Raw genomic sequence first — 13,856 nt, forward strand, 5'->3', positions numbered from 1 at the left:
GCGGTCCCGGCCTTGGGGCGCCTGGCCCGGGGCGCCGTCCCAGCCCGTCCGCGACGCTCGCCGGGCGGGCCGCCGAGTCCTGCCGTGCGCAGGGAGGAGGAAGACGCACAGCGACTCCTGCGAGAGACGCACCACGAAGATGCACCACGACTCCCGCGAGCTGCCCGCCTCGCAGCAGTTGCGGGCCTTGCCGAGGGGGTTCCACACCCGCTCACTCGGCATCCGCACACCGACCCGCTGCCCGGCATGCGCGACCCGGCTGCGACCTTTCCCTCGCGCCCTGTCCGGCCCTTTTCGCTCGCGCCCTATCCGGCCAGGGCGAGGACGAGCGGGAGCACTGGGCCGGCGCCGGCCTGGCGCAGGAGGCGTGCGCCCACGGCCAGGGTCCAGCCGGAGTCGGTGTAGTCGTCGACGAACAGCACCGGGCCGGGAGTGCCGGCCAAGGCCGTGGCGAGTTCGCCGGGCACCGTGAACGACTCCGCCAGGGCCCGCAGCCGCTGGGCGGAGTTACTGCGGTGGGCGGCGTACTCGTCGGCGTGCGGGGTGTGGGCGAGGCTGCCCAGCAGCGGGAGCCTGCCGACCCGTGCCACTCCCTCGGCCAGTGAGGCGACCAGCTGGGGACGGGTGCGGGAGGGCATGGCGACGACGCCCACGGGCCTCGCCACCGCGTCGGGTGAGCCGGTGGCCCAGCCGCCCGGCGAGCGGGCCCAGTCGGCCAGCACCGTCACGACGGCGGCCAGGACGTCGTCCGGGACCGGCCCGTCCGCCGCCTGTGCCGACAGCAGCGGGCGCAGACGGTTGCCCCAGCCGATGTCGGAGAGCCTCCCCAGCGCCCGCCCGGTGAGTGCCTGCTGCCCCACGGGGATACGGCCCTTGAGGTCCATGCCCACCGCGGCGAGCCCGGTCGGCCACATCTTGCGCGGCTCGACCTCCACGCCCGGACGGTCCAGCTCGCCCGCCGCCGCCGCGAGGGCCGCGGCGGAGACGGCGGGGTCGAGCCAGGGTCCGGCACAGGTGTCGCAGCGACCGCACGGGGAGGCCTTCTCGTCGTCCAGCTGCCGCTGCAGGAACTCCATCCGGCACCCCGTGGTCGCCACGTAGTCCCGCATGGCCTGCTGCTCCGCCTGACGCTGCCGGGCCACCCACGCATACCGTTCCGCGTCGTACGTCCACGGCTGCCCCGTGGCGGTCCAGCCGCCCTTCACCCGCTTGACCGCGCCGTCCACGTCCAGGACCTTGAGCATCGTCTCCAGACGCGAGCGGCGGAGGTCCACCAGCGGCTCGAGCGCCGGAAGCGACATCGGCCGCCCGGCCTCCTCCAGCACCGCCAGCGTGCGCCGCACCTGATCCTCCGGCGGAAAGCCCACCGAGGCGAAGTACGCCCAGATCGCCTCGTCCTCCTGGCCCGGGAGCAACAGGACGTCCGCGTGGTCCACACCGCGCCCCGCACGTCCCACCTGCTGGTAGTACGCGATGGGCGACGAGGGCGAACCCAGGTGCACGACGAAGCCCAGGTCGGGCTTGTCGAAGCCCATGCCCAGCGCCGAGGTGGCCACGAGGGCCTTCACCCGGTTCGCCAGCAGGTCCTCCTCCGCCTGCAGCCGGTCGGCGTTCTCCGTCTTGCCCGTGTAGGAGGCCACCGGATGTCCGCGCTGGCGCAGGAACGCCGCGACCTCCTCCGCCGCAGCCACGGTCAGCGTGTAGATGATCCCGGAGCCGGGCAGATCGCCCAGCCGCTCCCCCAGCCATGCCAGCCGGTGCGCCGCGTCCGGCAGCCGGAGCACGCCCAGCCGGAGGCTCTCCCGGTCGAGCGGTCCCCGCAGCACCAGCGCGTCCCCGCCGCCCGTGCCCAGCTGCTCCGCCACGTCGGCCGTGACCCGCGCGTTGGCGGTGGCGGTGGTGGCCAGCACCGGCACCCCGGCCGGCAGCTCGGCCAGCATCGTGCGCAGCCGGCGGTAGTCCGGGCGGAAGTCGTGTCCCCAGTCGGAGATGCAGTGCGCCTCGTCCACCACGAGCAGGCCGGTCGTGGCCGCGAGCTTCGGCAGTACCTGATCCCGGAAGTCCACGGAATTGAGGCGTTCCGGGCTCACCAGGAGGACGTCGGTCTCACCCCGCTCGACCTCCCCGTAGATCGTCTCCCACTCCTCAGGGTTGGCCGAGTTGATCGTGCGCGCCCGGATCCCTGCCCGCGCGGCCGATTCGACCTGGTTGCGCATCAGCGCCAGCAGGGGCGAGACGATCACCGTGGGGCCCGCGCCACGCCTGCGCAGCAGGGCCGTGGCCACGAAGTAGACGGCCGACTTTCCCCAGCCGGTGCGCTGCACCACCAGGGCCCGCCGGTGCTCCTCCACCAGGGCCGCCACCGCCTGCCACTGATCCTCCCGCAGCCGTGCCGATCCCTCACGATCGCCGACGAGCTCGGCGACGACGGCGTCGGCTTCGGTACGGAGTTCCACGTGGTTCATGCCCCCATGCAACCCGATGGCACTGACAATCGGCGAATCCGGAGCGGACCGGAGTGGGTGCCGCGTCCCATGCGTCGCGCGGTGGCCCTCCGGGTAGGGATATAGAACGCACATCAGCCGATAAAGGGCCTCGGCCTCAATTGCTCGTTGCCGCATTCCAGTTCGACAGGAAGAATTGAAGTCCGCTCCCCGCACGGCCCTTCCGTGATCCGGCAGGGCTTCGCTGCGGTGCGCGCTCCCCGAATCCGACCCTGCCCGCAGTGTGGGCGCGTAGCCGAAGGGAGGAACGTGACCTTCGGATTCGCTCCGTCCTCGGCGGCCTCGTTTTCGTCGTCCGCCGCTTCCGCAACCCGCATGCTCGAGCCGGCGGAGTGGGCCGCCGCCGGAATCCCGCTGCTGCGCAACCCTCGGGAGGTCGTCAGCGGGCTGCACTCGCGACACCGCCCCGAACCGGCGACGGCGGTCGTGGCCGTACTCGACCCGGCCGAACGGCTGCGCGCCAGCGCCTCGTTCACCAGCCGCCACTCCCCGGCCGACGGCTGGATGTTCCGCAACGCACTGCTGTCCCAGCTGCGCCGGGTCATCCCGCACGATCTGCGGCGCCGCACACCGGTGCGCACCGCCGTACTGCTCTACTGCCGTGAGGGCGACGCGCGTTGGACGCAGGAGGACGGCGCGTGGATGTGGGGGCTGCGGGACGCGTGCACGCTGCACGGGCTGCGCTGCGGCGCGTACATCACGCTGACCCGGGACGGCTGGCAGGTGCTCGGCGAGGGCCGTGGCGGCCGTCGGCCCAACGCGGCGTCGGTGCCGGAACCCTTCGCCACGGCGGAGTCGCCGCCCCCGCCACCACGCACCGGCGGTGTGGCCTCGGACGTACTGCGTCGCGCCGCGGCCCGCTGAGTACCGCAGCGGCGGCTCGGGGGACCGCTGCGGGCCCACCCGAGCCGTGACACGGCCCGCCCGTGACCCGCTCCGCGCGCGGGCGGTCCGGCCTGCGCCGGAACCCGGCAGCACCCGTAGACCGCCCGCGCCCCGGTGACGGGCACGGGCAGGGGTGCTCCCGGTCCGCCCAGGCCGGTACCGCGTGGAGGGGCGTCGGTGCACACGGGCCACCGAAGCCGCCGCCGCGTGGGCAGCACCGGCCCGGCGCTCTCCGCGTCACACCGCCGACTGCCGCACTCGGCGCTACGGGCTCAGACGGTCGCGCCCAGCACCGAGTTGATGCGCTGCGGGTCACCGCAGACGATCAGCAGGGCGCCGGCCCGGGAGTGGGCCGCGGTCAGGGCGGTGACGGCGGCGGCCTCGGGACCGCCGTTGAGCGCGACCACGACCACGGCCCGCGATGCGGCGCGGTCCGCGACGGCGGTGTCGGCATAGAAGACGTCGTCGCCCGCGTCGTGTTGCGCCCAGTAGGCGGCGTCGCCGAAGGACAGTTCGTGGGCCGCCCACGGGTGGGCGTCGCCGGTGGTGATCACCAGCACGTCACCGGGGGTACGGCCCGAGTCCAGCAGCAGGTCCACGGCCTCTTCGGCGGCGTCGAGCGCGCCGTCGGGCGTGGCCGGGATCAGCTGGATCTGCGGAGCGGCCGGGGCGGTGGCCGGGGCAGCCGGACCCGCGGGTCCGGGCTTGGCCGCGGCCGTGTCGCGCGACGCGCGTTGCGCCGGCGGTGCCGGCCGCGCCGGGCCGGGTCGGCCGGGGCGCGGCGGGGCCGCGGGGCGGGGGCCGGGTACGGGGCGGGGGGTCGGCGCGGTGCGGCCACTGGCCGGAGTGGCGCGGGGACCCTGGGCCTTCTCGTGAATCTGAGGCTCCTCGGGAATGAGAGGCATGAGCTGATGTTTATCAAACGTTGGTGCGGCGCGCGTCGGCGGGTGGCACATGTCTGCGAGCGGAACCGTCAGAAATCGAAGCCGAGCTGACCCTCGATTTCCGGAACGCTTCCCTCCACCCAACTGCGGACCTTCTTGAGGTGCCGCCACTGGGGCAGCGCATCAAGATACGCCCACGACAACCGGTGGTGCGGGGTGGGGCCCCGCTCCTCCAGTGCGGCCTTGTGCACGGGCGACGGATACCCGGCGTTGTCCGCAAAACCGAAGTCTGCATGGTCGACACCCAGTTCGGCCATCATTTTGTCGCGCTGGACCTTGGCGAGCACCGAGGCCGCCGCGACGGCGACGCAGGACTGATCGCCCTTGATCACCGTACGAACCCGCCAGGGGACTCCGAGATAGTCGTGCTTGCCGTCCAGGATGACGGCCTCGGGGCGGACCGGCAGGGTCTCCAGGGCCCGCACCGCCGCCAGTCGCAGCGCGGCGGTCATGCCCAGCGCGTCGATCTCCTCGGGAGAGGCGTGCCCCAGGGCGTATGACGTGACCCAGGTACGCAACTCCACGGCGAGCTCGGTGCGTCGCTTGATGGTGAGCAGCTTGGAGTCGGTCAGACCGGCCGGTGGCCGGCGCAGTCCGGTGATCGCGGCGCAGACGGTGACCGGACCGGCCCACGCGCCGCGCCCCACCTCGTCGACACCGGCAATGATCTTCGCTCCGGTCGTGGCGCGAAGAGAGCGCTCGACGGTGTGAGTAGGTGGTTCGTACGGCATGGCGTCCCTAGCCTACGCCGCCGCGATCCCCGGGCGACACCCCGGTTCCCCGAACGAGCGCGGCCTCTTCGACGGCGGGATTCAGGGACCGTCGGCCCGCAGCAGCGGGACCATCAACTGGTCGATCATTTCCTCGAGCTCGCGGTCCGGCCATTCACTTGCACAAATCTTGGAGCGGTACATCATCATCGCCGGGATGGCGTCGAAGACGTATCCGTTGGCCGCGTCGCGACGGACCTCTCCCCGCTCCATTCCGCGGTTGATGACCTCGCAGATCATCGTGAGGGTCGGCTCCACCACACCCTTGATGATCACCGCGTGGAAGCGTTCGGCCTGCATGTTGTCGCATTCGTGAATCACCGAACGCAGTGCGAATCCGGGCCGGGAGAACATCGCGTCCCGCGCCCTGCGGCACAGCTCCAGCAGGTCCTCGCGGACGCTCCCGAGGTCGGGAACCGTGTCGAAGTCCGGTAGCCCGGACCGCAGCGCGTCCGCGACGAGGTCCTCCTTGGACGGCCAGCGCCGGTAGACGGCCGCCTTGCCGGTCTGCGCGCTCGCGGCCACGCCCTCCATCGTCAGGCCGTTCCAGCCGACGGTGCCGAGCTGGTCCAGCGCGGCCTCGAGGATGGCGCGCTCCAGGACCGCGCCGCGCCTGCGGGAGGGCGTCTGGGCGGAGGCGGCCGCCCAGTGCGAAGGAACCATGTCGAACGTCTCCAGAAAGCGGTGAAAACGGGTATTCGGGGATAAGGCACACATCGCGCGGCCGCGACGGGGGACCGGCGGCACGACGGCTCACTAAGTGAACGGTTGCGTTCACTGTCTCGGGGTCACTAACGTTGAGGCAACAGTGAACGCGAGCGTTCACTAAGTGATTCGTGGGGGACACATAGTGACAACCTCTTCTCTGATCAAAGACCAGAAGCCGGGAGCGGCCCGCCGGGAGGGGCATCCCGGCATCGCACTCGCCGTCATCGCGGCCTGCCAACTCATGGTCGTACTCGACGCGACGATTGTGAACATCGCGCTCCCGCACATTCAAAACGCGCTCGAGTTCAGCACCACCGACCTCACCTGGGTCGTCAGCGCGTACACACTCACCTTCGGCGGCCTGCTCCTGCTCGGCGGCCGAGCCGGTGACATCCTGGGCAGGCGCCGGGTCTTCATGACCGGCATCCTGCTGTTCACCTTCGCCTCGCTGCTCGGCGGCTTCGCCCAGGAACCCTGGCAGCTGCTGGCGGCGCGCGTGCTGCAGGGCATGGGAGGCGCGATCGCGTCGCCCACGTCGCTGGCCCTTATCACCACCACCTTCCCAGAGGGGCCGGAACGCAACCGTGCCTTCGGCGTCTTCGCCGCCGTCTCCGCGGGTGGCGGCGCCATCGGCCTGCTGGCGGGCGGCATGCTCACCGAGTGGCTCGACTGGCGCTGGGTGCTCTTCGTCAACGTGCCGATCGGTGTGCTGATCGCCGTCCTCGCGCCGCTCTACATCAACGAGTCCGAACGGCACTCCGGCCGCTTCGACATAGCCGGCGCCGTGACGTCCACCGCGGGCATGGCGTCTCTCGTCTACGGCTTCATCCGGGCCGCGGACGAGGGCTGGCGGGACAACCTGACCATCGGCTCCTTCGCTGCCGCCGCGGTCCTGCTGCTGGCCTTCGTCCTCATCGAGCGGCGGGCCAGGGAACCGATCACGCCGCTGAAGATGTTCGCCGACCGCAACCGCTCCGGCACGTACGTGATCATGCTGAGCCTGGCCGCGGCGATGTTCGGCATGTTCTTCTACATCGTGCTGTTCGTGCAGAACGTGCTCGGCTACACCCCCATCCAGGCCGGCCTGGCCTTCCTGCCGGTCACGGTCGTGATCGCGCTCGGGGCGGGCCTGTCGCAGCGGTTCCTTCCCGTCTTCGGCCCGAAGCCGTTCATGATCGTGGGTTCGACGCTCGCCGCGGTCGGACTCGGCTGGCAGGCCCTCATCAGCGCCGACAGCTCCTATGTCGGCGGCGTCCTGGGACCGATGCTGATCTTCGGCTTCGGCATGGGGCTGAACTTCGTGACACTGACGCTGACCGCGGTCTCCGGGGTCGCCCAGCACGAGGCGGGTGCGGCGTCGGGGCTGCTCAACGCGATGCAGCAGGTGGGCGGATCGATCGGTCTCGCCATCCTGACCACGGTCTTCGGCACGGCCAGCAAGGACGAGGCGGAGAAGCAGGTGACGGACTTCCTCACCAACGGTTCGCCGCAGCAGAAGGCGGAGTTCGCCCAGACGCACCAGCTGCCCGCGCCCTGGTCGCACGACGTGCTGGCGCAGGGGATCTCGGCCGCCTTCATCCCGGCCGCCGCCATGGCCGTACTCGCCCTGGCCACGGCGTGGCTGGTGATCCGGGTACGCAAGAGCGACCTGGAGGCCCTCTCCGGCTCCGCCGGTCCGGGGGTGGGCTGACCCCGCGGCACGGGGGCCCTGGCGGGCTCCGGACGGCGTCCCGCACGCCGTCCGGAGCCCGCCTTGCAGGCTCGCGGTCGCCCGAGGGCCCGGCCGGCCGGGCAGGACGACGGACAGCGCCAGGGACAGCAGCGCGACGCACGCCGACAGCGTCTCCATGCCCAACCCCCTCATGACCTTCCGTCCGGTCCGGGGCCCGCGCCCCGCACGGCGGCTGTCATGAGAACGGGCAAACGGTCACAGAGAGTTCCCGGCCCATACGGAGAGTTTCCGTACGCACACCTGTCAGGCCGACGCCGTCATCCAGGCGGGCAGCGCCTCGACCCGTGCCGCCCACTCGGCCGGGGGTGCCCCCGCCTCGCCGGCCGCGACCACCCCGCCCACGATGGCGCAGGTCGTGTCCACGTCGCCGCCGACCTGGGCGGTCGTCCAGAACGCGGTCTCGTACTCCCCGAGGGCGCGGGCCGCGGACCAGAGGGCGAAGGGAACCGTGTCGTGTGCGGTCGTACGCCGGCCGCAGCCCAGGACCGCCGCGACCGTGGCCGCGTCGCCGTAGTCGAGCATGTCCCGGGCGCGGCGCAGTCCGGCGCCCACCGCGCTCTTCGGCACCAGCGCGATCACCCCGTCGAGGAGTGCGTGCGCGCGGGGCGGGCCGGCCGGATCCGCGGCCAGCGCCGCGGCCGCGGCGACGGCCATCGCGCCGACCACCGCCTCACGGTGCTGATGCGTGGGGTAGGCCGAGATCTCCGCCTGGTGGGTCGCCTGTTCCGGGTCGTCCGCGTACCAGGCACCCAGCGGCGCGATGCGCATGGCCGCGCCGTTGCCCCACGAGCCCTGGCCGTTGAACAGCGCGGCGGCCAGCTCGCGCCAGTCGCCGCCCTCCCGCACCAGCCGCAGCAGCCGGTTGACGGCAGGACCGTACCCACGGTCGAAGTCGTGGTGCCGGGCGAAGGAGAGCGCCAGCGCGTCCTGGTCGATGCGGTGGTGTCCGGCCAGGACGGAGACCACGGAACAGGCCATTTCCGTGTCGTCCGTCCACTGCCAGGTGCCGGGCGGCAGCTCGCGGCGCCCCAGCAACGGGTAGTTCGCGGGAACGAAGAACTGTGAGCCCAGCGCGTCCCCCACCGAGAGTCCGCGCAGGCTGGAAAGGGCGCGGTCCAGGCGCCCGTCGGGAGAGGAATGAGCGGTCATCGCCCTGCCACCCTATCCGGTGATCCCGTACGGTTCCGGATCTCGCCAGCGTTCGAAGGGCCGGTCAAGTGTGTACTTGCCGTCCGCACCGAGAACGAGCATCCGCATCTCGGCGTTCCCGGGATTGGACAGCGACTCGAACTCCGCGACCGTCCAGTGGAACCACCGCATGCAGAACAGCCGCATGGCGAGCCCGTGGGTCACCAGGAGCACGTTCGGCGGGTGGTCGGGGTCCTCGAAGCTGCGGAAGAGACTCTCCAGGAAGTTGCCGACGCGGTCGTACACGTCCGCGCCGGACTCGCCCTGGGCGAAGCGGTAGAAGAAGTGCCCGTAGGCGTCGCGACAGGCCTTCTGCAACCGCACGTCGTCGCGGTCCTGCCAGTTGCCCCAGTCCTGCTCGCGCAGCCGGGGCTCCTCGCGTATGCGTATGAGGTCCGGGTCGAGGTGGAAGGCCCGGAGTGTCTCGTGGGTGCGGCGGTACGGGGAGACGTACACGCTGATCCGCTCGCGGCCGAACACCTCGCGCAGCGCCTTGCCGGTCTCCCCGGCCTGCGCCCGGCCCCGGTCGGTGAGGGCCAGGGAGTGGTCGGGTTCGCGCTCGTACACGGTGTCATCGACGTTGCCGGTCGACTCGCCGTGCCGGACAAGAACGATGCGCCGTGGTCGTGCCATGCCAGAACCCTAGATCGAGACGGCCGGAACCAAGCACTCGTACGGCCCCCGTACGGCGTACGTCACACAGTTTCCACACCTTGGCCGGGCCGGGTCCGGTGTCATGCGGGTCCGGATCTCAAACCGTCCAGGACGGTTCCAGTTGGACGATGTCGCCCGTGAGGGCCGCGATGTCGGCCTCCGTCTGGGCGCGCAGGGCGAGTCGCTCCACCCGCTCGGTGCGGTACTTTCCGTGCTCGGCGGCCGACATCCACATGGAGAGCACGAGGTACTCGTTGTACCCGTCTCCCGGGGCCTCGCCGAACAGGCCGCGGATCATCCCGGGCGAGCCGGCCATCGCCGGGTTCCAGACCTTCTCCTGCATGAGGACGTAGTGCTCGGCCCGCTCCTCGTGGACGCGGCACAGCGCCACCCGCAGGAGGTCGGCGTCGGTGAAGCGCGGCTCGAAGCCGGTCTTCACGTCGAACCGGTAGTCGAAGAGCCTGACCTGGGCGTCCTTGAAGGTGCCCACCTGGGCCGAGGCCAGTCTGTCGTGGGAGCGGGCCATGAAGGAGTCGTAGAAGGCACGGCTCTCCCAGAAGGCGAAGACGTGCGCCACGTCCGGCCGCCCCCGGCTCCAGCCACCCCCCTGTCCCCGAAAACCCGGCTCCCCCGGAAGCCCCGCCCACTTCCGCTGCCCCCGTTCGAAACCGCGGCGGTCCACCACGGTGCAGCGAATCCACTTGACCAGCACCGCGCCATGGTAAGGCCAGGGAACGTGGCACCGGTCACTCTCCGGAGGACCGCTTTCCCGCACCCACGTCCCGGTGCGTGGCAGGATGGACAACCGGCCGTCACCGTCCGGCAGTTCGGATGGCCGGGCAGGGCGGGGGACCGTGGAAGGGGAAATCTGTGAACGGCCTCAGCAAGGGCATGCGCAAGGTAGAGGTCGCGCTGCGGTGGGACCCGAGTCCGGCGGGACAGCCGGCCGCCGACCTGGACCTCGTCGCCGGGACCTATACGGCCGACGATCCGTACGGCACTCCCTCCTACGTGGTGCACTTCGACAGCCGCTCGCCGGACGGCACGATCTATCTCAACCGGGACAGCAAGGACGGCAAGGGCTTCGGTTTCGACGAGGTCATGACGCTGGAGCTGGAGCGGCTCGACCCCCGCTACGCGCGCGTGGTGGTGGGCGTGGCCATCCAGCAGGGCGCCGAGGACCGGACGTTCGGCGAGGTGGCCGGCCCGGGCCTGCGCATCCGTGAGGGGTACACGGACCTGGCCACGGAGGACTTCGGCGGCGTCCTGGGCGCCACCGCGGCGACGGTCGCGGAGTTCGTCCGGGACGAGACCGGGGCCTGGGAGTTCCGCGCCGGTGTGCACGGCTTCGAGGGGGACCCCGCGACGTTCACCCGCGTGATGGGCGCGGCGCGGCGCACCTGAGGGCGCACGGGCACGAGTAAGGGGCACCCGCCATGGCGGGTGCCCCTTACTCGTGGGCCACTACTTACTCATGAGCGCCTACGCACGGCTGCCCGTCAGCTGCAGCCGCTGGTCGAGCCGCAGCCCTCGCAGATGTAGCAGGAGCCGGCGCGCTGCATCTTCGTGCCGCAGGAGAAGCACAGCGGGGCGTCGGCCTGGATGCCGAGCTGCATCTCCACCAGTTCAGCGCTGGTGTGCGCCTGCTGCGGAGCGGGCTTGGCGGCCTCGGCCTCGGCCTTCGGCGTGGCGACGGCCTTCAGTTCCTGGGCGAGCGGCGCCGACTGGGCCAGGCCCTCGACGTCCATCTCGTCGTCGGACGGCTCGTACGAACCGGTCTCCAGGTGGCGCTGGCGCTCCTCGGCGGAGTGGATGCCGAGCGCGGAGCGCGTCTCGAAGGGCAGGAAGTCCAGCGCCAGGCGGCGGAAGATGTAGTCGACGATCGACTGCGCCATCCGCACGTCCGGGTCGTCCGTCATGCCGGCCGGCTCGAAGCGCATGTTGGTGAACTTCGAGACGTACGTCTCCAGCGGCACGCCGTACTGGAGGCCGACGGAGACCGCGATGGAGAAGGCGTCCATCATGCCCGCGAGGGTCGAGCCCTGCTTGGACATCTTCAGGAAGACCTCGCCGAGACCGTCGTCCGGGTAGGAGTTGGCGGTCATGTAGCCCTCGGCGCCGCCGACCGTGAAGGACGTGGTGATGCCGGGACGACCCTTCGGGAGGCGCTTGCGGACCGGGCGGTACTCGACGACCTTCTCGACCGTCTCGCGGATGGCCGCCTCGGTCTTCTCGGTGATCTCCGCCTTCTCCGCGTCCTTGACCGACTTGGTCTTGGCGGAGAGCGGCTGGCCGACCTTGCAGTTGTCGCGGTAGATGGCGAGCGCCTTGACGCCCATCCTCCAGGCCTCGAAGTAGACCTCCTCGACGTCCTCGACGGTCGCCGACTCCGGCAGGTTGACCGTCTTGGACAGCGCGCCGGAGATCCACGGCTGGATGGCGGCCATCATGCGGACGTGGCCCATCGCGGAGATGGAGCGCTCGCCCATCGCGCAGTCGAACACCTCGTAGTGCTCGTGCGCGAGGCCGGGCGCGTCGACCACGTTGCCGTGCTCGGCGATGTGGGCGACGATCGCCTCGATCTGCTCCTCCTGGTAGCCCAGGCGGCGCAGGGCCTGCGGGACGGTGCCGTTGACGATCTGCATCGAGCCGCCGCCGACCAGCTTCTTGAACTTGACCAGGGCGAGGTCGGGCTCCAGGCCGGTGGTGTCGCAGGACATCGCCAGACCGATGGTGCCGGTGGGGGCGATGACGGACGCCTGGGAGTTGCGGAAGCCGTTCTTCTCGCCGAGGCGCAGCACGTCCTGCCAGGCCTCGGTGGCGGCGGCCCAGACCGGAGTGTCGAGGTCGTCCATGCGGACGGCCTTGGCGTTCTCGTCGGAGTGCTGCTTCATGACCCTGAGGTGCGGCTTGGCGTTGCGGGCGTAACCGTCGTACGGGCCGACGATCGCGGCGAGTTCGGCGGAGCGGCGGTACGACGTGCCGGTCATCAGGGAGGTGATGGCGCCGGCCAGGGCGCGGCCGCCGTCGGAGTCGTAGGCGTGGCCGGTCGCCATCAGCAGGGCGCCGAGGTTGGCGTAGCCGATGCCGAGCTGGCGGAAGGCCCGGGTATTCTCGCCGATCTTCTGGGTCGGGAAGTCCGCGAAGCAGATGGAGATGTCCATCGCGGTGATGACCAGCTCGACGACCTTGGAGAAGCGCTCGGCGTCGAAGGACTGGTGGCCCTTGCCGTCGTCCTTCAGGAACTTCATCAGGTTCAGCGAGGCGAGGTTGCAGGACGTGTTGTCCAGGTGCATGTACTCGCTGCACGGGTTCGAGCCGTTGATGCGGCCGGACTCCGGGCAGGTGTGCCAGGCGTTGATGGTGTCGTCGTACTGGATGCCGGGGTCGGCGCACGCCCAGGCGGCCTCGGCCATCTTGCGGAAGAGCGCCTTGGCGTCGACCTCCTCGATGACCTCGCCGGTCATGCGGGACGCCAGGCCGAACTTGCCGCCGTCCTGCACGGCCTTCATGAACGTGTCGTTCACGCGGACCGAGTTGTTGGCGTTCTGGTACTGGACGGACGTGATGTCGTCCCCGCCCAGGTCCATGTCGAAGCCCGCGTCGCGCAGGGCGCGGATCTTCTCCTCTTCCTTGACCTTGGTCTGGATGAAGTCCTCGATGTCGGGGTGGTCGACGTCGAGGATGACCATCTTGGCCGCGCGACGGGTGGCGCCACCGGACTTGATGGTGCCGGCGGACGCGTCGGCGCCGCGCATGAAGGAGACCGGTCCCGAGGCGTTGCCGCCGGAGGAGAGCAGTTCCTTGGAGGAGCGGATCCGGGAGAGGTTCAGGCCGGCGCCGGAGCCGCCCTTGAAGATCATGCCCTCTTCCTTGTACCAGTCGAGGATCGACTCCATGGAGTCGTCGACGGACAGGATGAAGCAGGCGGAGACCTGCTGCGGCTGGGGCGTGCCGACGTTGAACCACACCGGGCTGTTGAAGCTGAAGATCTGGTGCAGGAGGGCGTAGGCCAGCTCGTGCTCGAAGATCTCGGCGTCGGCGGGCGAGGCGAAGTACTTGTTGTCCTCACCGGCCTTCCGGTACGTCTTCACGATGCGGTCGATGAGCTGCTTGAGGCTCACCTCGCGCTGAGGGGTGCCCACGGCGCCCCGGAAGTACTTGCTGGTGACGATGTTGACCGCGTTCACCGACCAGAACTCGGGGAACTCGACGCCACGCTGCTCGAAGTTGACCGAGCCGTCGCGCCAGTTGGTCATGACGACGTCACGACGCTCCCAGGCCACCTCGTCGTAGGGGTGGACGCCGGGAGTGGTGTGGACGCGCTCGACGCGGAGTCCCTTGCCCGCCTTGGTGCCCTTGGCGCGGGAACTCCGTGCCGGACCGCTCGCCGTCTCTGTCATGCCGCCTCCCTGTACGGGCGAAAACGCCCTGAAGTGCCCCGATTGTTCCCGTGGGCACGGTGTTCTGT

11 protein-coding genes are annotated in these 13,856 nt (G+C 70.7%); 3 read left to right on the forward strand and 8 right to left on the reverse strand.

Translation table 11 applies throughout. From position 1 onward, the window contains the following. Window positions 1-305: 305 nt before the first annotated feature. Window positions 306-2,465, reverse strand: coding sequence for a DEAD/DEAH box helicase (locus ACIQFU_RS30075; protein ID WP_402555652.1), 2,160 nt, complete (start codon window positions 2,463-2,465; stop codon window positions 306-308). Window positions 2,466-2,753: 288 nt separating this feature from the next. Between ACIQFU_RS30075 and ACIQFU_RS30080 the strand changes: the two genes are divergently transcribed. Continuing rightward, complete coding sequence (locus tag ACIQFU_RS30080; RefSeq protein ID WP_402555653.1) at window positions 2,754-3,368, forward strand: hypothetical protein; 615 nt, start codon at window positions 2,754-2,756, stop codon at window positions 3,366-3,368. Window positions 3,369-3,661: 293 nt separating this feature from the next. Here the strand turns inward: ACIQFU_RS30080 and ACIQFU_RS30085 are convergent, their stop codons facing one another. From ACIQFU_RS30085 to ACIQFU_RS30095, 3 genes are all read right to left on the reverse strand, one after another. Beyond that, window positions 3,662-4,294, reverse strand: a complete 633-nt coding sequence (locus ACIQFU_RS30085; RefSeq protein ID WP_402555655.1) for a hypothetical protein — start codon at window positions 4,292-4,294, stop codon at window positions 3,662-3,664. A gap of 68 nt (window positions 4,295-4,362) precedes the next feature. Next, the gene (locus tag ACIQFU_RS30090) at window positions 4,363-5,064 is read right to left on the reverse strand and encodes a ribonuclease HII (protein ID WP_402555656.1); all 702 of its coding nucleotides are present in this window, start codon (window positions 5,062-5,064) and stop codon (window positions 4,363-4,365) included. An 81-nt stretch (window positions 5,065-5,145) separates the two neighbouring features. After that, entirely contained in the window at window positions 5,146-5,766 is a 621-nt protein-coding gene (locus ACIQFU_RS30095) for a TetR/AcrR family transcriptional regulator (protein ID WP_402555658.1), read from the reverse strand. 187 nt (window positions 5,767-5,953) lie between these two features. Here ACIQFU_RS30095 and ACIQFU_RS30100 point away from each other — a divergent pair, with 187 nt between their 5' ends. After that, window positions 5,954-7,501, forward strand: a complete 1,548-nt coding sequence (locus tag ACIQFU_RS30100) for an MFS transporter (protein WP_402555659.1) — start codon at window positions 5,954-5,956, stop codon at window positions 7,499-7,501. A gap of 285 nt (window positions 7,502-7,786) precedes the next feature. Here ACIQFU_RS30100 and ACIQFU_RS30105 read toward each other — a convergent pair whose 3' ends face one another. From ACIQFU_RS30105 to ACIQFU_RS30115, 3 genes are all read right to left on the reverse strand, one after another. Beyond that, window positions 7,787-8,692, reverse strand: coding sequence for an ADP-ribosylglycohydrolase family protein (locus ACIQFU_RS30105; RefSeq protein ID WP_402555661.1), 906 nt, complete (start codon window positions 8,690-8,692; stop codon window positions 7,787-7,789). Window positions 8,693-8,704: 12 nt separating this feature from the next. Then, the gene (locus ACIQFU_RS30110; RefSeq protein ID WP_402555663.1) at window positions 8,705-9,364 is read right to left on the reverse strand and encodes a histidine phosphatase family protein; all 660 of its coding nucleotides are present in this window, start codon (window positions 9,362-9,364) and stop codon (window positions 8,705-8,707) included. 118 nt (window positions 9,365-9,482) lie between these two features. After that, window positions 9,483-10,097: a YdbC family protein gene (locus tag ACIQFU_RS30115; protein ID WP_402555664.1), complete on the reverse strand. Its 615-nt coding sequence runs from the start codon at window positions 10,095-10,097 to the stop codon at window positions 9,483-9,485. Between the two features lie 158 nt (window positions 10,098-10,255). Between ACIQFU_RS30115 and ACIQFU_RS30120 the strand changes: the two genes are divergently transcribed. Beyond that, on the forward strand, window positions 10,256-10,789 hold the full coding sequence (locus tag ACIQFU_RS30120) for a TerD family protein (RefSeq protein WP_402555665.1): 534 nt from the start codon (window positions 10,256-10,258) through the stop codon (window positions 10,787-10,789). A 95-nt stretch (window positions 10,790-10,884) separates the two neighbouring features. Here ACIQFU_RS30120 and ACIQFU_RS30125 read toward each other — a convergent pair whose 3' ends face one another. Beyond that, the gene (locus tag ACIQFU_RS30125) at window positions 10,885-13,788 is read right to left on the reverse strand and encodes a vitamin B12-dependent ribonucleotide reductase (RefSeq protein ID WP_402555667.1); all 2,904 of its coding nucleotides are present in this window, start codon (window positions 13,786-13,788) and stop codon (window positions 10,885-10,887) included. Between the last annotated feature and the right edge of the window lie 68 nt (window positions 13,789-13,856).

It is taken from the genome of Streptomyces sp. NPDC093065, from assembly GCF_044754585.1.
GTDB lineage: Bacteria > Actinomycetota > Actinomycetes > Streptomycetales > Streptomycetaceae > Streptomyces.